Origin of the sequence: Beijerinckia mobilis (assembly GCF_000745425.1) — a bacterium.
Classification (GTDB): domain Bacteria; phylum Pseudomonadota; class Alphaproteobacteria; order Rhizobiales; family Beijerinckiaceae; genus Beijerinckia; species Beijerinckia mobilis.
Genome location: NZ_JQJH01000023.1, coordinates 40,827 through 63,385 on the forward strand (window position 1 = coordinate 40,827; position 22,559 = coordinate 63,385).

At 57.5% G+C, this 22,559-nt stretch carries 21 protein-coding genes, 1 tRNA gene and 1 pseudogene; 10 read left to right on the forward strand and 13 right to left on the reverse strand.

Annotation, left to right across the window (positions count from 1 at the left end):
• Window positions 1-57 precede the first annotated feature (57 nt).
• On the forward strand, window positions 58-723 hold the full coding sequence (locus tag DL88_RS15400) for a response regulator transcription factor (RefSeq protein ID WP_034998074.1): 666 nt from the start codon (window positions 58-60) through the stop codon (window positions 721-723).
• A gap of 137 nt (window positions 724-860) precedes the next feature.
• Here the strand turns inward: DL88_RS15400 and DL88_RS15405 are convergent, their stop codons facing one another.
• The 6 genes and pseudogenes from DL88_RS15405 to DL88_RS15425 all read right to left on the reverse strand — a co-directional run bounded on the left by DL88_RS15405 (window position 861) and on the right by DL88_RS15425 (window position 7,272).
• A complete protein-coding gene (locus DL88_RS15405; protein ID WP_034998002.1) occupies window positions 861-2,108 on the reverse strand; it encodes an aspartate aminotransferase family protein in 1,248 nt (415 codons plus the stop codon).
• Between the two features lie 124 nt (window positions 2,109-2,232).
• Window positions 2,233-2,850, reverse strand: coding sequence for a helix-turn-helix domain-containing protein (locus tag DL88_RS15410; RefSeq protein WP_034998004.1), 618 nt, complete (start codon window positions 2,848-2,850; stop codon window positions 2,233-2,235).
• Window positions 2,851-2,935: 85 nt separating this feature from the next.
• Window positions 2,936-3,148: a TOBE domain-containing protein gene (locus DL88_RS20875; protein WP_245270902.1), complete on the reverse strand. Its 213-nt coding sequence runs from the start codon at window positions 3,146-3,148 to the stop codon at window positions 2,936-2,938.
• The gene (locus tag DL88_RS15415; RefSeq protein ID WP_034998006.1) at window positions 3,049-3,771 is read right to left on the reverse strand and encodes an ATP-binding cassette domain-containing protein; all 723 of its coding nucleotides are present in this window, start codon (window positions 3,769-3,771) and stop codon (window positions 3,049-3,051) included. The genes DL88_RS20875 and DL88_RS15415 overlap by 100 nt, the downstream gene beginning before the upstream one ends.
• Window positions 3,768-4,004 (reverse strand): annotated as a pseudogene (locus tag DL88_RS15420) (molybdate ABC transporter permease subunit); the annotation flags it as partial. The pseudogene DL88_RS15420 and the gene DL88_RS15415, both read right to left, overlap by 4 nt.
• A gap of 427 nt (window positions 4,005-4,431) precedes the next feature.
• Window positions 4,432-7,272: a DUF6165 family protein gene (locus DL88_RS15425; RefSeq protein WP_051956048.1), complete on the reverse strand. Its 2,841-nt coding sequence runs from the start codon at window positions 7,270-7,272 to the stop codon at window positions 4,432-4,434.
• 297 nt (window positions 7,273-7,569) lie between these two features.
• Here DL88_RS15425 and secB point away from each other — a divergent pair, with 297 nt between their 5' ends.
• Window positions 7,570-8,043, forward strand: coding sequence for a protein-export chaperone SecB (gene secB / locus DL88_RS15430; protein WP_034998009.1), 474 nt, complete (start codon window positions 7,570-7,572; stop codon window positions 8,041-8,043).
• 199 nt (window positions 8,044-8,242) lie between these two features.
• Here secB and DL88_RS15435 read toward each other — a convergent pair whose 3' ends face one another.
• From DL88_RS15435 to DL88_RS15455, 5 genes are all read right to left on the reverse strand, one after another.
• Window positions 8,243-8,890, reverse strand: a complete 648-nt coding sequence (locus DL88_RS15435) for a helix-turn-helix domain-containing protein (protein WP_034998010.1) — start codon at window positions 8,888-8,890, stop codon at window positions 8,243-8,245.
• Between the two features lie 190 nt (window positions 8,891-9,080).
• Window positions 9,081-9,791: a DNA polymerase III subunit epsilon gene (gene dnaQ, locus DL88_RS15440; protein WP_034998081.1), complete on the reverse strand. Its 711-nt coding sequence runs from the start codon at window positions 9,789-9,791 to the stop codon at window positions 9,081-9,083.
• Window positions 9,792-9,866: 75 nt separating this feature from the next.
• Window positions 9,867-10,475: a dephospho-CoA kinase gene (gene coaE, locus DL88_RS15445; protein WP_034998011.1), complete on the reverse strand. Its 609-nt coding sequence runs from the start codon at window positions 10,473-10,475 to the stop codon at window positions 9,867-9,869.
• Window positions 10,476-10,644: 169 nt separating this feature from the next.
• Window positions 10,645-11,793, reverse strand: coding sequence for an ATP-binding protein (locus tag DL88_RS15450; RefSeq protein ID WP_305953027.1), 1,149 nt, complete (start codon window positions 11,791-11,793; stop codon window positions 10,645-10,647).
• A 396-nt stretch (window positions 11,794-12,189) separates the two neighbouring features.
• Window positions 12,190-13,353, reverse strand: a complete 1,164-nt coding sequence (locus DL88_RS15455) for a lysylphosphatidylglycerol synthase domain-containing protein (RefSeq protein WP_084705225.1) — start codon at window positions 13,351-13,353, stop codon at window positions 12,190-12,192.
• A gap of 444 nt (window positions 13,354-13,797) precedes the next feature.
• Between DL88_RS15455 and rpsO the strand changes: the two genes are divergently transcribed.
• A complete protein-coding gene (gene rpsO, locus DL88_RS15460; RefSeq protein WP_034998012.1) occupies window positions 13,798-14,067 on the forward strand; it encodes a 30S ribosomal protein S15 in 270 nt (89 codons plus the stop codon).
• 459 nt (window positions 14,068-14,526) lie between these two features.
• Here rpsO and DL88_RS15470 read toward each other — a convergent pair whose 3' ends face one another.
• Window positions 14,527-14,823 (reverse strand): hypothetical protein, encoded by a 297-nt coding sequence (locus DL88_RS15470; RefSeq protein ID WP_034998014.1) that lies wholly within the window; start codon window positions 14,821-14,823, stop codon window positions 14,527-14,529.
• A gap of 14 nt (window positions 14,824-14,837) precedes the next feature.
• Between DL88_RS15470 and pnp the strand changes: the two genes are divergently transcribed.
• The 5 genes from pnp (at window position 14,838) to DL88_RS15495 (ending at window position 19,556) form a co-directional block, all read left to right on the forward strand.
• Entirely contained in the window at window positions 14,838-16,979 is a 2,142-nt protein-coding gene (pnp, locus tag DL88_RS15475; RefSeq protein ID WP_034998015.1) for a polyribonucleotide nucleotidyltransferase, read from the forward strand.
• A gap of 80 nt (window positions 16,980-17,059) precedes the next feature.
• Complete coding sequence (locus tag DL88_RS15480) at window positions 17,060-17,959, forward strand: hypothetical protein (RefSeq protein WP_034998017.1); 900 nt, start codon at window positions 17,060-17,062, stop codon at window positions 17,957-17,959.
• A gap of 91 nt (window positions 17,960-18,050) precedes the next feature.
• Window positions 18,051-18,542: a glutathione peroxidase gene (locus DL88_RS15485; RefSeq protein ID WP_034998019.1), complete on the forward strand. Its 492-nt coding sequence runs from the start codon at window positions 18,051-18,053 to the stop codon at window positions 18,540-18,542.
• A 498-nt stretch (window positions 18,543-19,040) separates the two neighbouring features.
• The gene (locus DL88_RS15490) at window positions 19,041-19,319 is read left to right on the forward strand and encodes a hypothetical protein (protein ID WP_034998022.1); all 279 of its coding nucleotides are present in this window, start codon (window positions 19,041-19,043) and stop codon (window positions 19,317-19,319) included.
• A gap of 24 nt (window positions 19,320-19,343) precedes the next feature.
• Window positions 19,344-19,556: a hypothetical protein gene (locus tag DL88_RS15495; RefSeq protein WP_034998024.1), complete on the forward strand. Its 213-nt coding sequence runs from the start codon at window positions 19,344-19,346 to the stop codon at window positions 19,554-19,556.
• 171 nt (window positions 19,557-19,727) lie between these two features.
• Here the strand turns inward: DL88_RS15495 and DL88_RS15500 are convergent.
• Window positions 19,728-19,804 (reverse strand) — tRNA-Arg (locus DL88_RS15500).
• A 318-nt stretch (window positions 19,805-20,122) separates the two neighbouring features.
• On the opposite strand from DL88_RS15500, the gene DL88_RS15505 reads away from it, so the two are divergent.
• Window positions 20,123-20,854 carry a thermonuclease family protein gene (locus DL88_RS15505; RefSeq protein ID WP_169741593.1) on the forward strand — a complete coding sequence of 244 codons (732 nt, stop codon included), beginning with the start codon at window positions 20,123-20,125 and terminating at the stop codon, window positions 20,852-20,854.
• A gap of 246 nt (window positions 20,855-21,100) precedes the next feature.
• Window positions 21,101-22,477 (forward strand): M48 family metalloprotease, encoded by a 1,377-nt coding sequence (locus tag DL88_RS15510; RefSeq protein WP_245270898.1) that lies wholly within the window; start codon window positions 21,101-21,103, stop codon window positions 22,475-22,477.
• Window positions 22,478-22,559 lie beyond the last annotated feature (82 nt).

The following is a 22,559-nucleotide window of genomic DNA, read 5'->3' on the forward strand; positions in this document are numbered from 1 at the left end:
CTCTTCTACGAGAAGATATTGAATTATTCCCCGCCTCAGCAGACATTACGGAATGATATGAAGTCGAACAATCGTATCAGAGTTGTATTGGCAGATGATCACCCTGTCGTGCTTGCCGGTATTCGTGCATTGTTGCAAGCCGTCCCAGATATAGAATTGATCGGTGAGGTGGCGGATGGCGCGGAGGCTTTGACATTAATCGAGACACAAAAGCCGGATGTCGCCATACTCGATATTTCCATGCCGGGCCTCAACGGAATTGAGCTGTCGCGTCGTCTCAGTGAAACATGTCCCACCGTAAAAATCATTGCTTTGACTGTTCATGAGGACCGTGCTTATGTGAAGCCGTTGATCCAGGCAGGTGCTCAAGGATATCTTTTGAAGAGATCGGCTGCCGAAGACCTTATACGTGCCGTGAACGCTGTCGCTGCTGGTGGAATGTATCTAGACCCGGCAATCGTCAGCAATGCACTCTCAGGTGGTGAATTGTCGTCTGTCACTCCAACACCCGACGTCACTCTTAGCCCTCGAGAGGAAGATGTTCTCAAGGCAATAGCACAGGGTTTCAGTAATAAGGAGATCGCCGCTTCTTTGCAGCTTAGCACGAAGACGATCGAAACTTACAAGGCACGTGCCGCCGACAAGCTCAATCTGAAATCGAGAGCGGAAATCGTCCGTTATGGTGTTGCGAAAGGATGGCTGGCGTCTGGCGAAGAAAAATGACGATATCAAACACAGGGCTGCTCTATGTGTCCGTAGCGGTATCACGGCATTGCATTTTTTCCCGGGCTGATCGAGGCGAGTGCATCCATAATTCCAGAAATGTATGCCCATTGCGGCCTGGGAGCATTAGTGTATGCCTAGTCCTGTTTCCAGGACTGCGCGAATGTCTCCAGGGCCGAACCGATTTCGTCGGCAATCGCTGGTGCGCTGGTCAAGCAGGGAAAAAATTTCACGACAGAGGGGGCTATGGTTGATGTGCTGTGGCACAGGACATTCTTTTGGAACAGACCCTTCTGGATGCATGAGGCTGCGCAGGGATTTCTCAACCCCAATGCGGCAATGCCACCGCGAACCCAGGCGATGCGGTAGAAATCAGGAAATTGCTCGGCGAGTAATGTGAAACGCGCCTGGACGGCCGCTTCCAGGCGAGCGACATTTGCAGAAAGATCCGACCGCCGGGCGATCTCCAGCACCTTCATGGCGAGTCTCGCAGCGATAGGGCTTCCTGCCAGGCTCGCCATATAACCCCAATGATTTTCATTGAGACAGCGGTCATAAATGTCCTGTCTCGCGATCAAGGCGCCGACGGGATAATAGCCGCCGCCGAGCCCCTTACCGGCAATGAGAATGTCCGGCTCGATCCCGGCGGATGACCCCATCCACAGCCCGCCTGATCGGCCAAGCCCGGTTCGCGTCTCGTCGAGAATGAGCAGCGCTCCGCGCTGATCGCAAAGGTGCCGGATGCCTTGCAGAAATTCTGCGGACGCGGGTTCGAATGTCTCATAATTCATCGGTTCGAGGATGATTGCCGCGCAGGTCTCGTCCAGGCCTTGTTCAATGCCGCCGATATCGCCATAGTCGGGAAAGAAGAGGCTGCTATCCCGTGGCAAGGAATAGTGGTCGACCAGTCCTTCTTCGATGGAACCCGTCGCCAAAGCACCGAAACCGCTGTGGCCATGATATCCGTGACGGAAGGCCAGCACTTTCTTGCGGCCGGTGACACGAAACGACCACATGATGGCGGCATCGACGGCGTCGGACGCGCTCAACGTCAGAAGCGATCGGCAGTCCGTTATGGGCGCGTCCAATTCATTGAGGGCATCCTGGAATGCGAGGGCCTCCGCGGTCGGCATGGTCCACATGCCGGCATCGAGCGTTTCGAGACTATCGATAAGGCATTGTCTGATTTCCGGATTGCAATGGCCGAGAGAATGGACCCCGCCACAATTGCCGCAATCGAGAATCCGTTTTGTGTTCTCCACATTCCACAAATAGGAGCCTTCACGCCGTCCAACGACGAATGCGCTTCCGGGCTCGCTTTGCAGATTGGCCAGAAAGCGCCAGTGACGCTGACGATAGGCGTTCACGATGTCTTGCGACTTCATCGATCCGGTCCCGGATGGGCGATGATCGCCCGGGAAAATGGGTGTTGGCGCACTCGTTCTATCATGTGCAAGAGAGATATGCTTTTCCTGATTGAATATCGTTGTTTTGTTTATTCTCTTTTTGTTATTCCATGGCGGCGGCTTTGAGGATACAGACCATGACCGCCGACGCAGGTTTCGTTGTGGCATTGCGGATGACATGGGGACGATCACAGCGATAGCGCAGCGTTTCTCCCGCTTTGACGCGCTCGACGACGCCGCCGACCTCGATATCGAGTTCCCCTTCATTCACCGACACGCTCTCGACCGAGCCGCGTTGATGGGCCTCAGATTCCAGAATACCGCCCGGATCCGCGGCGAACTCATACCATTGCAGCCATTCGACGGTCTTGATCCAGCCGATGATCGCCAATCGGCATTTTCCGTCATCGGAAACGAGAATGGGCGTATCGCCCTTGGAGGTCTTTTCGAGGAAAGGTTCTTCCTCGGTCGCCTGTAAAACACGCTCGATCGACACATCGAGCGCCTGCGAAAGCCGCCAGATGGTCGCAAGCGTCGGGTTGGTCTCATTACGTTCGATCTGGCTGATGATTGATTTCGCGACGCCTGATTGCTCGGATAATTCCGACAGCGAAAGATTATAAGCCTTGCGCAGGCGCTGCACAGTCTTGCCGAGCTGGCTCGACAGGGCGGCAGCACCAGCCTCCAGAACCTTTACCTTGTCGCGTCCCTCGATTCCCATGAAGCTTCGGCCCTTCCACTGCGGCACTGGGCTGAAAGACTAACCGATTTTGTTTGGAATATCGAACGAAACTTCTTGTAGACTTTCACGAAGCGGGATGGCTGAGCAAACCTTCATCGATACTGGCTGATTTGATGAGGGCAAAAACCTTCGGTCCGTTTTGCAGGTTCATATCTTCGACGGCCTGCCGCGTCACCGTCACCGCGAGGCGATCGCGTCCCTCGAGCGTGACCAGGACGCGCGCAAAAGGCCCCTTGTTCTCGATTGACGAGACGGTGCCGGAAAGGATTGCGCGGATGCCGAGGGGCCGCAAGCTTCCGTCGAGAGAACGACGGCTGTTTCTGCAATGGCGACCCTGACTTGACCGGAGAGTTCGACCGCGCCGCCGATCCATATCTGGCCGGCAGGATGCTGGAGCTCTGTCATCTCATGGACGGGATCGTGGCGCAGGACCTCGGCGGTCACGACGGATACGCTGTCGAAACGGTCTTCCAGCGAGGCGGAATCGGTAAAGACCTCGTCCGGCGTGCCGATCATTTTGACTTGGCCAGCGTCCAGCATCACGACGCGGGAGGCGAGGCGAATGACTTCCTCGATCGAATGGGAAACATAGATGATCGGGCGGCCGTAAAGCAGATTTCGCCGAACGCTGAGAGGCGGAAAGAGATTTGAATCCTGGAAGACGACACCGATGTGGCGCTGGTGCGGCGGCAGGAAAATCTTCTGCGCCGTATCGACGAGCACATTGCCGTCGAGGCGGATGAGCCTCTCGTCTGGCTTCAGGAGGCCCGTGATGAGGTTGAGCGTGATGGATTTGTCGCAGCCGGAGCGACCGAACAATGCGGTGAGACCCTGTCCGCATCCGAAGGCAACTTTGGGCTTGAGCGTCTCGACCGCGAGACCGGCGTCGACTTCTATCATTTGACCCCCGACACACGCTGTTCCGCGAGACGCTGAATGATTTCCGAGGAAACCAGCGCGATGAGAGCGATAATCATGGCGATCATGGTAAGCCGCATGGCTCCTTCGTCCCAGTCGGGAACCTGCGTGAATGTATAGATTGCAGCCGAAATGGTCTGGGTCTCTCCCGGAATATTGGACACGAAGGTGATGGTGGCGCCAAATTCACCGAAGGCGTTTCCTAAAGAAACAAGAGTCATTTTATTTGCATAGGATCGCGAAGCGATCCTATGCAAATCAAGAAAGTGCAGGGGGCAAGCGATAGACCGGAAAATCGTCAGGCGAAAGGCTCAATACAATCGTCGTTTACGATCAAGCAGGAACTTTATGAAGGTGTGGAGCCTCGTGGCGCCTTCATTACGAACGTAATGCAATGATCAAACGGGGTTGAGGACGCCACTCTTTTTTAATCTGTGCAGTTTTCAAAACATTGGAACACGTACAGATAATGGAATCCGTGGAAATCTTTTGTTGTTTCCTCGTCGTCTGCCCGTTGGCTTTATCAATCAGTTGTCCAATCGTGAAGGATACCACCGGCGTCACCTAAATGAAGGCGGCTTCCGGATTCAGAAGAATCGCCGTCGCTCTTCACGGGGAGTGCGTGCGACTTGTCCTTCTGCGTTATCGAGCTATGCTTTGCTCATGAAGCTCAAAGGATTTTTCCTCCACAATCGGTGAGTCGAACAAAAGGTTGATCTGCCGTTTCAACCCAGCGCGACGGTCATTGGTCATGTAGACTTGTCGGGCGAGATCAACGAAACGGGCGCCGAAATCGCCCTTCGTTTCATGTTGTCGTAAGGCGTCTTCAATCTCCCATAAAGCGAGATTGATGGCCTTGAGTTCGGTTTCCAAAGGCGCAAGTCGGATGTTTGAGAAACCATATTCGCGTTTCAACGCGCGGAGCAGGCTGAGTTCGTAATGAATATGCGCCAGTTTCCCGCTTTCGCGGATTTTCTCCGCCTTGATTTCAAGAATGGTAATCTTGTCGATGAGTTCGCCGATCCCGCTTGGAATGGCGAGGGCCTGTGCAATGTTTGATGATTTAGAAGATGGTGCGCCGAAGCTCGGTAATTCGGAGATCGACGGTTCGGAGGGATAGGGAATCGCGGCCGGAGATTGCCTGAATGCGAAAAGCTCTGTGACGGCTTGCGCAATGGCTTCAACGACATCACCCCATTCTCCATTTTGTGTCTGGCGAAACAGACGCATGGTGGGATACCAGGGGCAATCGTCGCGATACATCAGCCAACGCCAGTCGGGAATCTGTTTCAGAGCGACGAATACGGGACGACCGAGTGCGCCAGCCAAATGGGCGATCGATGTATCCGATGTGACGACAAGGTCGAGTGTTTCCATCACTGCTGCACAGTCAAGGAATGCGTCGTCGGTAGCGTCGAAATCCGGTCCGAGATCTTCGAGCCAATCCGGCAAGCCTTGCAATTCCTGCCCGATGGGAAGAGGATCCTTCATCAGGTTTATCAACCGGACATTGGGCAGGGATGCGAGCGGCAGGAAATCCGAAGGGGCAAGGCTGCGCCGCAGATTGATACGCCGGTTGCCTTGCCAGCAGATTCCGATTCGCAGGCCCGCTTCACCAATGATCTTGGCCCATTTGGCGATGCGGTCCGGTTCAGCCTTCAAATATGGCACAGAAGCGGGAATCGTGGCGAGCCGGGTGTTGAATGCCAGGGGCAGACTCATCAACGGGATTTGCAACGCAAAGTCATTGTCTGATTCGATGTGCCCGGTTAGACGCACCGAGCCCGGCAGGGTCGAGAGTAAACGGTGCATCGATTTGCGTGCCAGGATCGTGACCTCTGCACCCGCCTCGGAAAGGAGAGGCAGATAACGCGAAAACTGAATAAGATCACCGAGCCCCTGTTCGTCGAAGACAATAATTTTCTGGCCATGAAGAGGGGCGCCATCCCATTGCGGCAGGGTGGAGTGGTAGATTCTATTGGGTGCGTTCGAGCGGTTCCATCGGCTTTCGTAATCGGTGAAACCTTCGGCGAACCGGCCTTCTAGCAAGAGAACGCCCGCGCGATTGTTGCGCGCGTCTGCGAAATCTGGCCTGATCTCCAAGGCCTGATCGAAACAAGCGAGAGCCTCGGCTAGCCGTCCCTGCTCCTTCATGGCGACTCCGAGACCTGACAGGGCCTCGGGATAACGTGGCTTCAAGACCAGCGCCTGCTCGTAGTCGGCAATCGCTTCTGGCAGTCGGCCGAGCTCTTGCCGCAAATTGGCCCTGTTCAGAAAGACCTCCGGCAGCAGCGGATTGAGCGCCGCTGCGCGGTCGAGAGTTTCGGTCGCTTCATCATGGCGGGCGAGCCGGTGCAGAACGGCGCCGCGAATACTGAGTGCCCGGGCATGATTCGGCTCGTGTTTCAGAGCTTCATCGCAGGAATGAAGGGCTTCCTCGAACCTTTCCAGCCCGAGCAGCACATTGGCGCGATTGGTGAGCGCGGGGAGAAAATGCGGTTTGACTTTCAGGGCTTCCCGATAGGAGAGAAGCGCTTCCGACAGATGCCCCAATTCGTGCAGAATATTGCCGCGGTTACACCAAGCCTCGCAATAGGATGGTTCCAGGGCCAGCGCCGCATCATAAGCTTCGAGCGCCTCCTGCGATCGTCCAAGCCCTTGCAAAGCAATGCCTTTATTATAAAGCGCCTGCGGATAATTGGTCCGCAGTTCAAGCGCCTTGTCATAGCAGGCGATGGCTTCCTCGAAGCGGACGAGTTTTTGGAGGACGTTGCCACGATTGAGCTCGGTCTCGGGATCCGGAGGGCCGAGCCGCACTGCATTTTCATAGGAATGCAGTGCCTCGTCGAACCGCCCAAGTTTCTGCAGGACAGATCCCATGTTGAACAGATTGATGCTGTCGTCCGGGCGATGACGTGCGATTTGTTCAAAACAGGCGAGAGCCTCATCGAACCGGCCGAACCGCTCCAGCAGCGCGCCCCGATTGGTCAAAGCCTCACAATAATCAGGACGCAGACGCAGAGCTTCCTCGTAAGCTGCCAACGCCTCCTTCATCTGCCCGAGACTTTGCCTGATGACGCCGATGCTGAAGAGGACCTCCACATCCTGTGGGCGCAGCCGCAAAAGTTTTTCGAAAACGCCCAAAGCATCCTGCGGGCGTCCGAGCTTCTGCAGAATGATTGCCTTGGCACCCAGCGCTTCCGGATAGTCTGGTCTTAAGACCAGCGCGCGTTCGAACCAGTCGAGTGCGTCGCGCGGATCCTCGGCATTGAAGCAGATAAGACCGAAGACATAACAACCGACATCACTATGCGATGCGAGATGAGCATAGGGGGTGATATGCGCAATCGCCTGTTGTGGAGTACCTTCCTTCAAGAGACGGAAAGCCTCCGCTACCGCCGCCTGCAGCAGGGATTTGTCGCGCGATTCATTCCGATCATGCGCCTGCGGATAAATGCGTTCTTGAGATCTTTTGCCGGTCATTACTTCATGCTCGAGACCGCTTCAGCGGCAAGGGGGTTCGGCCGATGGCGGCCGGCGGATCCGGTGAGGAGGAGTTCCACAAACCGGCTCGCCGCGGGGCATCGGGCCCTGCATGATCCTATTGAAGCCGACCAAACTTTCCTGAGCCTGACCTGATGGCAATTGCTCCCGCGCATAGAGCTGCCGACATTGGATGAAGCAATCGTGTGCGAGGCTTTTGCCGGATGTGAGCGTGTCACCTGGCGCGCTTGTGGAAGCCATTCATCCGTGCTACGGCCACGCCGCAGGAGACGAGTCATGGCTGAAGGCAACGCAACGCAAGATCAAGCCCCCGCAATCAATGCGATGGTGCAATATACGAAGGATTTCTCCTTCGAGAATCCCAATGCGCCGCGCTCGCTGGGCCCCCAGGAAAAAGCGCCCAACATCGCCATTCAGGTGCATGTCAATGCACAGCAAGTGGCGGAGACGGATTTCGAGGTCAATCTCGTCCTCGAAGGATCGGCGGGCGAAGGGCCGAACACGCTCTTCAAATTCGAACTCGATTATGCGGGCATGTTCCGTCTGCACAATATAGCGCCGAATGACATGCATCCGGTGGTGATGATCGAATGTCCGCGGCTTCTCTTTCCTTTCGCGCGGCAGATCATTGCGGAAGCGGTGCGCGGTGGTGGATTTCCGCCCCTTTATATCGACCCGATCGATTTCGCGGCTCTTTACCGCAAGCGGCTCGAAGAGGTTGCGGCGAACGCTCCCGAATTGAAATCCTGACTGGTCTGATTGCAAGGATTGCGTCGGTGTTTGCGCCTACCGGGTGCATTCTCTCGGGTCGCTGTTGAAGGGGTGCGGATGGAACTCTCCTCCGCGCCCTTTTCGTTGTTCAGAGGTTGTTTTCAAAAGGTGCCTTCACAAGGCTCTTTGCGTTTGAACTGAACGTCCGGGCGGTGGTGGCCTGTCAATCAAGAAGCCCTTAGGCGCTACGGCGCTTGCGGCCGAAGAGGCTCCAGCCGCGCTTCCTGGATTGCTTCTCGTTTTCCATTTCCTCGATCGCCTTTTCCATTTCCGCAGCAGCAGCTACTGCCTTCTCGGCTTCTGCAACTGCCGTAACCGCCTTCTCGGCTTCTGCCACGGCCTTCTCGCGCTGATCGGTCAGAAGATGGGTGACCTGTGTATCTTTCTTCCGGCGTTCCTCCTCGGAACTGTCGAGACGGCGGCGCAAATCCGAAATCGTGTCTTCGGCGCTGCGGCGCTCGCGGCTACGTTCCTCGACTTCCTTGTCGCGCTCGCGGCGCATTTCCTCCAATTCGCGGCGCACCGCTTCGAACCGCCAGCGCTGGTGCGCGTCGGCCAGTGCGTCGGAGCCGGATATCGAATCGCCATCCCCGTCTGCATCAATGCCGTTGAATGCCTGCATCTCGTCAGGCTCGGAGGACAATTCACTCAAGGGGAGGGGCGGGAAAACCCTGAACAATTCGGCCGGCTCGATGATGAGGCGTCCGTTGATGTCCTTCTGCGCTGAAAATCTTCCGTCCTTGACTGCTCTCGTGATGGTTGATTTGTCCACACCCGTCAGTCTGGCGGCTTCGGCCGCGCTAATGGCGGTGCTGGTGCGCGTCATTGCGATCTCTCCTTGGCGGTTGCGCTCGAACCGAAGTGCATCAAGCCAGGAATTTGGTAAATAAATCCTTTAACACTGGTGCTGAAACGCTCATTCCCCGTTGCGCAATGCGGGCACCGACCGCTGTGTTTCTTCATTGGCTATTAAAGGCAGGGGAAAGCTGCGACCCGATAGCCAGGCGAAACGCGTCTTACGCCGGGGTTTCCTGTGATTCGGCGAGATAGACGGACCACAGGGCTTTATCGCCCAGCTTGGCGACGAATGCCTGATGCGCTTCCCGTTCCTGTTGCGACAGCAGGCTTGCGAGTGGAGCAGGGCGTTGCGTCAGATGTACCCCCGCACCGTCATCCCGCTGGCTCACCACTGCTGCTTCGAAGGTCAAGGCGACCTGGCGTCCTCCTAAGAGCTCGACATAGACGTCGGCGAGGATTTCCGCGTCAAGCAGAGCCCCATGCTTGGTGCGCCGTGAATTATCGATGCCATATCTTTGGCAAAGCGCATCGAGACTGTTCGATGCACCGGGATAACGCCTGCGAGCGAGCGAAAGCGTATCGACGACGCGTTCGAGATCAAGTGGATCGAGGCCGAGCAAGGCCAATTCCGCATTGAGGAAGCGCATGTCGAAGGCGGCATTATGCGCCACGAGTTTCGCATCCCCTATGAACTTGAGAAAATCCTGCGCGATATCCGCGAAAAGCGGCTTTCCGGCCAGAAATTCAGCGGTAATGCCATGCACTTTGACCGCGTCAGCGGGAATATCCCGCTGCGGGTCGATATAGACGTGATAGGTCTGTCCGGTCGGCACGGAGTGGAGGAGTTCGACGCAGCCGATTTCGATGATGCGATGCCCTTCCGCGGGATCGAGACCAGTGGTTTCCGTATCGAGAATTATTTCCCGCATGAAGTCTGCATCCTGTTCAATAATCTGGATTAGCCAAGGACCATTCGCCATTTATTCGGGGAAGGGGTGGGCTGCCTATGCCTTGCCTGAAATCTTGCCGCCAAAGCCTACAGCCGCGCGCAGAACGTCGGCGACCTGCCGCTCGGCGGCAGGAAAGCCCCGGCTTGTATCGATCAGGAAATGCGCGCGCAGGCGCTTCTCGGCATCGGGCATCTGCTTCGCTAGAATGATCGCCAGCTTTTCTTCCGTCATGCCGTCTCGGGCGGCGACCCGTGCCCTCTGGACTTCGGCCGGAGCCGTGACGAGGACCACGGCATCGACTTCCCGATCGGCGCCGATTTCCATCAGAAGCGGAATGTCGAGGATGACGAGCCTGCGGCCCTCGCTGCGGGCACGTGCGAGAAAGGTTTCTCTTTCCCGCGCGACGAGCGGATGAATGATCTCCTCCAGCCGTCGCATGGCCTCTGCATTGCCGAAGACTTGCGCGCCGAGTCTGGTGCGGTCGATCCCCTGCGAGGTGGTCACGCCCGGGAAAGCCGCTTCCACCAGGGGAACGGCATCGCCGCGATAGAGTGCATGCACGGTCGCATCGGCATCATGAACGGGAATTCCGGCCCTGCGGAACATCTGTGCGGTGGCTGATTTGCCCATGCCGATCGAGCCAGTGAGGCCGAGAACGATCATTCTTCCGTCCCGATTCGCGCGCCATCCGAAGCGGGCTTTCCAAGGGGGGCGGAAAGCGGCCGTTTCGGTCAGGCTGCCAGATTTCAGTCAGAAGGCTATAGCATCGAACCGAAAAAGGAACGCCGCTGTTTGAACGACAAAGGATGCCTTCATAAAACAGCGAGTATCGTCAACCTTCGTGCAAGGGGAGGGCGATGTTGAAGGTTGATCCTTCACCGAGCGTCGAATCAATGCCGAGCCGGCCATGGTGGCGTGCGAGAATATGTTTGACGATGGCAAGGCCGAGGCCGGTGCCGCCTTTTTCCCGGCTCTGGCGATTGTCGACCCGGTAGAACCGCTCGGTCAGGCGCGGAAGATGTTCGGCGGCTATGCCGGGGCCGAAATCGCGCACACTCAATATAGCATTGTGGCCCTTGCTACCGAGCGTGACATGAATTTCGGGCTTGAAGTGTTCGGCGACCGGCGTGCCATATTTGATGGCATTCTCGACGAGATTCTCGACGATGCGTGCCAATTCGTCGTAATCGCCGCGGACGACGACGGAACCGGGGGCGTTGATGACTAGGGTGACGTTGTTATCCTGTGCCATCGGCGTCAGCGATTCGACGATGTGGCGGAGAACGAGGGCAAGATCGACGGGTGCCTGGGGGCGGATATGCAGGTTCTGCTCGATGCGTGACAGCGACAGGAGATCATCGATCAGCCGCGCCATGCGGCGGGCTTGATCCCTCATGATGCCGAGAAAGCGAATGCGCGCGGATTCATCATCCCGGGCCGGACCCTGAAGGGTTTCGATGAAGCCGAGCAGCGAGGAAAGCGGCGTCCGCAATTCATGGCTGGCGTTGGCGATAAAATCGGCGCGCATGCGTTCAACCCGGCGGGCTTCGCTGAGGTCGTGCAGATTGACGATGATCGAGCCTTCGAGCCCGCGGGCGGCAATGGGCGCAGCATGCACTTCGAAAACCCGTTCGACCGGCAGCCGCTCGATCCAGGTGGCGCTCTGTCTTGTTCCCGTGGCGCGCACCCGTTTGACTGTATCGAGGACATCGGGCGCGCGCAGCACACGGGCGAGAAGATCGCCGGGCCGCAGGGCCGGAAAAAGCGTGAGAGCGGCGCGATTGACACAGATGATGCGATCCGCCGAGCCAAGAGCGATGGTTGCTTCAGGGAGGGCTTCGATGAGGCTCTCGATAAGCGTCTTGTCGCGGGCTCTCAGATCGTCCTGCGTCGTGGTCACTGGCGTCCCGTTTCTCCCGTCGGTCATATCGGACGGTTGGACCGGCAAGAGTCGGCTGGCCGTCTTGGTGATTTCTCGCAAGGGCGCATCTCGAAGGAAGAACGATCCGATGTCAATCAGGAAATCGCATTCTTGACGAGTGAGGTCCGGATCGAACGAATCGTTGCATAGAAGTGTTGGAGGCCGTGGGAACGATTCCAATATAACCCACTACCGGCTAGCTGTCATTTAATAGAATTACTGATCGATAGAAATTGCTCAATTATAAACTGTTTTTCAAAGTATCAATTCGCAATTCTCGGGGCTGTTGCGCAAGGATGCTTAAGCAACAGCCGAATGGGACGTTTCTGAATGATCCGAAATGTCCGAAAGCATTTTCAAGTGGAGCATGTGCGGAAATATCCAAACATGCTCCAGTCTCGCTCGGCCGTTTTCACGGCATGAAATCCTGATGCTCCTTATGCAACGGGATTTGGGTCAAACCTTGGCGTCCTCGTTGCGGCTCATGGCTTCGCGCAGAGTTTTCCACCGGCGAAAGATTTCATGGGCTCCGAGAAGAGCAAGGGCCAGTACGAATGGCACCAGATAATAGATGATGCGGAACAAAAGCAGTGAGGCGAGCAAGGCTTCCTGCGATGTCGCTGGAATCGCTTTCAGCAAAGTTGCCTCGAAGACTCCGATTCCCCCGGGAGCATTGGAGGCGATGCCGAGAATACAGGCGAAGACATAAGTACCGGCGAAGGTCAGGAAATCTACAGTGCGGTGGTCGGGCAGGAGCGAGTAAAGCACCCCGGCGGCGGCGCAGAGATCGCAGACACCGAGTACCACCTGGGCCAGGGTGAGACGGAGCCCAGGCAATTGTAGCCGGAAGCCTTGCAGACGAACCTGGCGCTGGCGCAGGCTGACCCATACCAGATAGGCGCCGAGCGTCAGAAGAATCGCTAGCCCGATCAAGAAGTTGATCTCGCTGGCGAGATGATTGATGGCGCTGATTTCGGTGCTGCGGAAGAGGAGCGCGAAGCCGATCACGAGGATCATGCCGAGCCAGAAGGTGATGCCGGCAATAACGGTCAGGCTGGCCACGCGGCCGGGTCCGAGGCCGGTCTGCGAATACAGCCAGTAGCGGACGGTTCCCGCTGTAATCAGGGGAAAGCCCAGCGTGAAGGAAATGGCGTAGGAGGTGAAGGAGGCGAGCGCCGTCGTTTTATAGGGAACATGCAGGTTTAATTGCCGTAGGGCGATCGCGTCATAACCGGTCAGAGCCAGATAGGAGAGGCTGGTAAAAAACGCCGCGGCGGTGATCTGTTCGGCACTTTTCGCGGCGATGGCCGTGCGCAGATCGGCGAGATTGATGCCTGACAGCGCATGGACCAGCACGAAGACCGAAAAAGCCGCCAGAAGAATGCTGAATCCAATGGCCAGCCAATGGCCGAATTTCCGCAAGGGGGAATTCACTTCAGGCAGCGGCAGATCATCGGGAACAGCGACCGAAACGGCGTTGACGCTTCCATCCGTGTCGAAACTCCGGCGCGCCACTATAGCGCTCTCACCGTTCAAATCCTCGGGCCGCGGCTTCTGGGAATGGTCTCCATGGGGATTATGGGCCTGCCACGAGCGCTGGCTTTTGGTCGATCTAGGCATGGGCGAGGCTGAGCGCCGAAGCTTGTGGGCGTCGCGCCGTGATCTGTGATCCAAGGTCTTTCCTTGCGAATGCGAGCGTTGGAGATCGATCACGCCCCTTATGGTGTGCCTGTGCGACTGTAGCAAGACAGAGTCATGGAAAGGTTTTGTATAAGGTGTATTTTGGCAACATCTTTTCGTGCCGAAAAGAAGAGTGCGCCCTTCCCAGGGGGCGATGTTGCGGCTATGTAGGACGCGCTTGTGAGGATGATGAAAATGCACCGTGCTGGACGACATCCCGGCCCGGCGCTTTTCTTCGTCCTCTCGCAGGCAGGCAAATGCTTCCCCCAGTGCCCGACGGTCCGGGTGCGGAGTGCGGGCCTGCTCAAGTCGGAAACGCATCGGTCCCGAAAGGACGATGTTTCAGGATCAAGACGCATAGCAATGCGGCAGAAAGGATGATCGATGTCGATTACCCCGGAGCGCAAGACCGCGCTCGTGAAGGAATATGCGCTGAAGGAAGGCGATACAGGCTCGCCCGAAGTGCAGGTGGCAATCCTGACCGAACGGATCGCCAATTTGACGGAACATTTCAAAACCCACGTCAAGGATAACCATTCCCGCCGCGGGCTTTTGAAGCTCGTTTCGCAGCGTCGTCAGCTTCTTGATTATGTGAAGAAGCGCGACGAACCGCGTTACAAGGCCCTGATTGAACGGCTCGGCATCCGCCGCTAATTTTCAGGGATCGGACGGCGGGTCTCCCGGTGATGCTGAAAGAAGCCGCTGTCACAAGGGGAGCAGTTCTCGGATTGTTCCCCTTATAAAAATTCTCGTATTTGCAAAGGCTTTGGAGCGCCGTACGTTTCTCCGCTTTGCGAAAATTGTCTCGCTACCTGCGGTTGAGTCTTTCCCACGGATAATTCTTCGTCGGTGCTCCTGTCAGGCACATTGGGAGAGGCTTTGGTAAAGACACGCGCGCTTTGACGCGATCCATCGGCGATCTGGCCGAAATGTCCGGGTGCCGCTCCCCATGGGCACTGCTCCCAAGGGACATGATCGGATGCGCGATCATGTTGATTGGCCCGGACATTTTCGTGCTGGCGAGTGGTGCGTTGCCAGAGGCTATCACCTTATCTTTTGGGCTGCCGATATCTATCTTAATGAATGCATCGGAATTTCCCGAAATAGACTAAATTAGTGCCAGAGGCGGCCGGATTGCGGATAGCTGGCGCTTTTCGGCAGGCCAGTCGCGCGGCTCGGTCTCGCCGCTGCAAAGCAAATCTCGCCGTCGCGCGGGGAGATTTCCGGCCGTCTCATTGTGGCCGGTATGAAACAGCCGGACGGCAGGGGCCGCCCGGTTGACGATATCAGGATCAATCCGCCGGGGCAGGATCGCCAGGCGCTGCCGCCATATATCTCCTGCGGTAGCGTCTCGCCGTCTTGCTCGCGGCTTTCTTCCTGATCGAATCGTCCAAAACCAACCAGATTCATTAGAAAGATGCTTTATGTTTGAGATTCATCGCGAGGAAATCGACTGGGCCGGGCGCAAGCTCGTTTTGGAAACCGGCAAGATCGCGCGCCAGGCGGATGGCGCCATTTTCGCGAGCTATGGCGAAACCACCGTTCTGGCGACGGTCGTCTCGGCCAAATCCGCCAAGCCCGGGATCGATTTCTTTCCGCTGACCGTCAATTATCAGGAAAAGGCTTTTGCTGCGGGCCGTATCCCCGGTGGTTATTTCAAGCGGGAGGGACGCCCGTCCGAACGCGAGACCCTGGTTTCGCGCCTGATCGACCGGCCGATCCGCCCCCTGTTTCCGGATGGTTACCGCAACGAGACCCAGGTCATCGTGACGGTGCTCGCCCATGATCTCGAGAATGATCCCGATATTCTCTCGATGGTCGCGACTTCGGCTGCCCTCACCCTTTCCGGCGTCCCCTTCATGGGGCCGGTGGGTGCCGCCCGCGTCGCCTATGTCAATGGTGAATACAAGATCAATCCGGTCCTCGACGAATTGAAGGATACGGCGCTTGATCTCGTCGTTGCCGGCACCAGCGATGCGGTGTTGATGGTCGAATCGGAAGCGAAGGAATTGTCCGAGGACGTCATGCTCGGCGCTGTCATGGCCGGGCATGCTTCGTTCCAGCCGGTTATCGACGCGATCATCCGCCTCGCCGAAAAGGCCGCGAAGGAGCCGCGCGACCTGATCGTGCCCGACAAGAGCGATGTCGTGGCGGCGGTGCTGGCGATCGCGGAAAACGATCTGCGCGAGGCTTATAAAATCACCCAGAAGCAGGATCGCTATGCGGCGGTCGATGCGGTGAAGGACAAGGTTTTCGCGGCGCTCGTTCCGGCCGAGGGTGAGGCGAAATTCTCGAAGGAGTTCGTCGGCGAAGTGTTTCACGACCTGCAGGCCAAGGTCGTGCGCTGGAACATTCTCGACAATGGCATCCGCATCGACGGACGCGACGTGAAAACCGTGCGGCCGATTTTGGCTGAAGTCGGTATCCTGCCGCGGGCGCATGGATCGGCGCTGTTCACCCGTGGCGAGACGCAGGCTCTGGTCGTGGCGACGCTCGGTACCGGCGAGGACGAGCAATTGATCGACAATCTGGAAGGCACCTATCGGGAGCGCTTCCTGCTGCATTATAATTTTCCGCCCTATTCGGTCGGCGAGGCGGGCCGTATCGGCTCGCCGGGCCGCCGCGAGATCGGCCATGGCAAGCTCGCCTGGCGCGCGATCCATCCGATGCTGCCGACGCCGGCGGAATTTCCCTATACGATCCGCGTCGTCTCGGAAATCACCGAATCCAATGGTTCCTCCTCCATGGCGACGGTCTGCGGCTCCTCGCTGGCACTCATGGATGCCGGCGTGCCGCTGAAACGGCCGACCGCCGGTATCGCCATGGGTCTGATCCTCGAAGGGACGCGTTATGCCGTCCTCTCCGACATTCTTGGCGATGAGGACCATCTGGGCGATATGGATTTCAAGGTCGCGGGCACCGAGGAAGGCATTACCTCGCTGCAGATGGACATCAAGATCACCGGCATTAATGAGGAGATCATGCGCGTCGCCCTGGCGCAGGCGCGCGAAGGCCGTCTCCATATCCTCGGCGAAATGGCCAAAGCGATCACCGGCGCGCGCGCCGAACTCGGCGAATTCGCGCCGCGGATCGAGACCCTGCGGATTCCGACGGAAAAGATCCGCGAGGTCATCGGCACCGGCGGCAAGGTCATCCGCGAGATCTGCGAAAAGACCGGCGCCAAGATCAATATCGAGGACGATGGTACTGTGAAGGTCGCTTCGAGCGACGGCAATTCGATCAAGGCGGCGATCAACTGGATCAAGTCGATCGCGACCGATCCGGAAATCGGTCATATTTACGATGGTACCGTGGTCAAGGTTGTTGATTTCGGCGCCTTCGTGAATTTCTTCGGCTCGAAGGACGGCTTGGTCCATATTTCGCAGCTGGCCAAGGGCCGGGTCGCCAAGAGCTCCGATGTCGTCAAAGAAGGCGACAAGGTAAAAGTAAAGCTTCTCGGTTTCGACGATCGTGGCAAGGTGCGCTTGTCGATGCGGCTCGTCGATCAGGAAACCGGCGAGGACCTCGAGGGCAAGGAGCCGCCGCAAGCGGAAGCCGGGGAATAAGAGCCCTGTCACTTCGGCTGAAACCGGCCGCGTTCGTCAGAACGCGGCCTTTTTGTTGATGAGAGGGGAGGGCGAGGGAAATGACAAGCGCGGTGAAGCTGGAAAGTCCCGACGAAATCGCCGCCCGGATTGAGACCCTGTTCGCGGCAGCAGAGGATCATGCGGGCGGGATGGCAGGTTTCGCCGCTGCTTTCGCGCCCCTGACCGATCATGAGCGCCTCATCTGGCGGGAGGCGCTCGTCGCCTCTCTCGGCGATCAGCTGGCGGCCCGGCCACAGATGTTGGGCGACTGGATGAAGAGCCTGCTGCTTTATGGGCCGGAGCTCGGCCGTGCGGCGGATGGAATACGCCTGCTCGATGGCGGCCGGGAACCTGGTCTTGAGGCTTTCGAAGACAGGCTCGGGCGCCTGCTCGCCTCCCATCTCGCCATTCTTGCGCCGCAGGACCGCGCCCGCTGTTTCGCTGAAGCTCTTGAAGGGCTTGCGGGAGGGAAAGAAGATATTTCTCTCGCCTGCGCCATTTTCAGGAGTTTGAGTGCGGAAGGTGGGGAAGAAGCCGTGTCGGATCGGCGCGAGGATTGTTTCGGCACAGCCACGCAGGCGCTGCGTGATTCTCTTTATGGCCGCATCCAAGGGCTTGTGCGATCGGGCGCGATCTGGTCGCAGGCTTCGCCAGCGACGTTGCTCTGGTTCTGGTTCAGTTGCGGGCAGGAACAGGAAGTCTATCAGTTCACGCAAAAGGCCATGCGCGACCCAGCCTTTGCCGCTCGTTTATTCGCCGTGCCGGTCGACCGTCTCCTGAGTGATGGAGCCGTCCACGAGGTCGTACTTGCCCGGCGCTGGTCGAAGCTTCTCGATCTGCATAGGCTGGAGAAACCGGCGCTTGATGCGGCGCTGCAAGGAGCGACACGGGATATCAGAAAAAGCGCCCGCCGGTTTCTGGACGCTTTCGCCAATGGGAAAAGCGATCTCTATCGTTAAATTGCCTGAATGGATGTGGATTGTTCGCGATTTGAGCAAGAGCGATCGCCAATGTCATGCGATGGCAACGATATGAGGGACAAAGCGCGCCATGACGACCGTCTATGATTTCACCATGCGTGATATCTCTGGCAAGGATGTTCCGCTCATCTCCTTTGCCGGCAAGGTGCTGCTGATCGTCAATGTGGCGAGCAAATGCGGTTTCACGCCGCAATATCGAGCATTGGAGCGGCTCCAGGAAATCTATGCAGACCGTGGTTTCTCGGTCTTGGCTTTTCCCTGCAATCAGTTTGGTGGTCAGGAACCCGGCAGTGAGAGTGAAATCGCCGCTTTCTGTGAGCGGACTTATGGGGTCACCTTTCCGCTCTTCGCCAAGATCAATGTGAACGGTCCGGCCGCTCATCCGCTGTTTCAATGGCTCAAGGCACAGGCGCCGGGCTTTCTTGGCACCCGTGCAATCAAATGGAATTTCACGAAATTCCTCATAGATCGGAGCGGCAGGCCGGTCGCCCGACACGCTCCAATGACAAGGCCGGAAGTGCTGGCGGCGACAATTGAACAATTGCTGGCGAACATCGCGTGATCAGCATCCGCGGTGATCTTCATTGCCTGAAGTATTACCCATTGGTGTAACCGCGTTTGAATGGTGCTGTTCGCGCAAGATTGGCACCTTAATATAAAGCGCGAAGGTGATTGATTGCGTGCGCACCCGTTAGGCGTGAGATTGTCGGGTCAATCACTTCATAATTTGAAAGAATTGTTTTTCCTGGTCATGGCAGCTCCATTTGCGGTGCGGCCTTGCCGCTGGATCGTTCCAACCTTCCCAGATCCATTGATCTGGGAACTGGGCGAGAATTACGTGAAAATTGCGTGAAAATTGATTGTCATGAAAACATATACAATCATTGTATTCCTATTAACTGCTTTCGCTTTGTTAGCCTGTTCCCGAAAGGATCAGCCAAAGCCCGGTCATGTTCTATCCCTGACGGGAATTTGCACCGCTCTCATTGTCGAAGAAGCAAGGGGGCCGGACACTTGTAATGGAACTCTGGTCTATTCGGACTCTCCCAATGGGGAGCGGGTGTTTCGGTTTCCTCTCAAAAAAGGCTTTTCCATTTCCTTCTTTGGGGATCGGAATAAGATCCGATCCGATGGTAACGCAAAGGTTCAGCCTGTAGAGTCCCTGCTTGCCGCACCCGATGCAGATCGCTCCGCCCATGGCGCCATCCATGCAGTCGGGGAATGTCTCTATTCGGACGAAGACGAGGATCATTCGTTCGTGCGTTGTTCCGCGACGACGAAGATCGGCCTTTTCAGCGTCGATTTCCTGATCGGCAAGGAATCACCTCGTATCAATTGATCTGCTCCGCGATGATCTCTTGCAATGCTGCGCATCGACAGGAAAGCCTTGCCTGCTTTCCTGCCCGGTGGTGAAAGGATGAGACCTGAGCAAAGTCAAAAAGCAACGAACGAAGCTTACGGCGTCATGTCTGAACAGTCTGGCGACGGGCCTCTGCGGCGGCTGGTTTCATCGCGCCTCTTTTTCGGCCTCTGGCAGAATGCTCATGAACGCGAGGGGCATCATCCTGAGGAATGAGGCTGGACGGCGCGCGTTTTTCGCCGCGCACAGGGTTTTTGAAATGCGTGGCTCTGTGCATTTTGCCCACAGCCAACGGCACGTCCCGATCCTGTGGGTGCCTGAATGAAAGCTACCATTTCATCAACTTGGAGGGGCAACGAATTGAATGGCCGTTATCCCAAGATAAAATGGCCTCCCGGAAGGGATTCGAACCCCTGACCTACGGTTTAGGAAACCGTTGCTCTATCCTGCTGAGCTACCGGGAGGTGAACTTGACAGCACTGATCGACTTCCTACCATAAATCTGCGATCGGACCAATGGCGCGGCGGTGATTTGCCGGCTCAAACTGGCCCTGTTGCATGGATTTCGTTTCTCGACCGGTGACAGGCCGGAAATGCTCCCCTCAAAAGATCAGTGCATTTTTCAACGCAATGGAGTCGTGAAGCGGTTCAAGCTTATCGGAAAATGCTCCAGCTTTCTCTTCTCTTTTGGAGCGGCCCTCTGGAGTTTGCTGCTTTCGGCACAGCCGGGATTGACCGGCACGCCTGTATCCTGTCCCATGGAGGGCGGACGCCGCGGAATCGTGACCTCTGTCAATGAGCGGCTCGAAGTGACCCTGGAGGATGGAACCCTGCTCGCGATCGCCGGAATCGAGCCACCTCGTGTCTTTGCCGGGCAATCCGGCTCTGCCAGAAAGGCCGATGCTGAACCTGATGCAGCAGAGCGGCTGCGTGGCTGGCTTTTCGGGCGGGAGATCCATTTCACGCAGGCAGGCGAGCAGCATGATCGATGGGGACGCTGGCCGGCCTTTCTTTTCGCACCGGCAGGCGAGACCATGGTGCCCGTGGGGGAGGCGCTGCTCGACGCCGGCCTTGCGCGTTACGTTCCCGGAGAGAGCGTGCATCCCTGCCATGCCCGTATGCTCGGCGCGGAGGAGGCTGCCCGAAGGAGCGGGCTTGGTATTTGGCGCGATCCATATTATGCCATAATCTCGGAAGGAGAACGGCGGACATTTGCTGATAAGTCCGGTACGTTCGTGCTCGTCGAAGGCGAGGTCACACGTATCGCGTCTTCCGCGACGCGGACACGGCTCTATCTCGGCAGGAATCGGTCGCAAATTGTTACGATCACGATTTTACGGCGTGATATCAAGATGTTCGAAGCTACGGGAATGACGATGAGCCGTTTGCTGGGACAGACCTTGCGAGTCAGGGGATTGCTCGACACGACCTATGGTCCGGAGATCATCCTGGCGCGTCCCGACGCGCTTGAAATGCTGGGCGGCGTTTCCGTCAACCCCGATTCGCGGCACTGATGCGGCCCCATGCGGATCTCGCCTTTCTCTTCCGCGTACAGGTCCGCTCCCGTTTCAGCGTGGGAAAATTTCCGTTTTAATTGTTCCCGCGCCGGTCCTTGCTTTTCGAATGCTGGGGAGCGGGGCTCCCGGCTGCCGGGAGCGAATGGGCGTGATGGTTTCCTTGGCCTCATTCTACTCGGCAGTCTATCGGGATGCCTTGCCGCTTGCACGCAAACGCCGCAGCCAGCACCGACCGCAGAAATTGTGCCAGCGACTGTTCCGGTTGCCGCGCCACGCACGGTCGCGCCCGAATCGCCGGTTTCCGCCGAACACAAAAGAATGGTCGCGCTGTTCGATGGCGAATATCACCATGCGACTGCCGAGCATTATCTCAACGATATTCTGGTGAAACTGGCACGGGTCGGCGCTGCCTCGGAGCCGAATCTTCCCTATCGCGTGACCTTGTTGAATTCGCCGACGGTCAACGCCTTCGCGCTGCCGCCGAATGATCTCTATGTGACCCGTGGCCTTCTCGCCCTGGCTAATGACGCTTCCGAGGTCGCGGCCGTGATGGCGCATGAAATCGCCCATATCACCGCGCGCCATGCGATGCAGCGGGCCGAGGAGGAACGCCGCGCCGCGGTCATCAGCAAGGCAGCGGCGATTGTCCAGAACAAGCAGCGCGGCGAAGAGGTCGAGGCGACAGCGCGGCGCACGCTGGCGCGTTTCTCCCGCCAGCAGGAACTCGATGCCGATCAGGCCGGCATCAGATTTACCGCCAAGGCGGGTTATGATCCCTATGGCGCCGCGCGTTTCCTCAATGCGCTCGGCCGCTCCGCCGAGTTGCGCAATTCGCTGATCGGCCAGGGAACTGGCAATGAGCGGCCAGATATTCTGGCGACGCATCCCTCGACGCCCGAGCGGATCGATCAGGCGATCGCGGCGGCACGGCAGATCGGCGCGCCGGGCATCGGCACGACGGCGCGCAATTCCTATCTTTCCGCTATTCAAGGCGTGATGTTTGGAGATGACCCGGCCAATGGTGCGATTCGCGGCCTGAAATTCATCCATCCGAGGCTTGGGTTCGCTTTTGTCGCACCGGAAAATTTCGTGCTTGAGAATTCAGCCCAGGCGGTGCTCGGCGTTGCTGCCGGCGGCAATGAGGCTCTGCGCCTCGATAGTGTGAAATTGCCCTCGGCCACTTTGCTTGAAAAATATGCCGCGTCTGGCTGGATCGACGGGCTCATTGCCTCGTCGATGACGTCCACGGTCGTTGGAGATATGCCAGCGCTGCTCGCCAAGGCGGAGGCCGGCGAATGGCGGTTCCGCATCGCCATCATCCGTTTTGATGCGAATCAGGTCTATCGCTTCATCTTCGCGGCGCGGACGATAACCGATGATGTCGAAGAGCGTTTTCGCACCTCGATCGATTCTTTTCATAAAATCACGCCCGAAGAGGCGCGGGGCGTCAAGCCGCTGCATCTCGAGATCGTTGTCGCTGGTGCTGAGGACACTTCTGAAAGCCTAGCCAAGCGCATGGTCGTGCCTAACCGGCCGCTGGATTATTTCCTGCTGATCAATGGTCGCGAGAGCGAGACGCCGCTGCGGCCTGGCGAGCGCTACAAGATCGTGGTGGAATAGGCGCCTCGCCACCACCTCACCACCCAGCCCAGGTGACGCTTGAATGCCGCGCGTTGGTCCACCGAGCCTGTTGCCTCGCGGC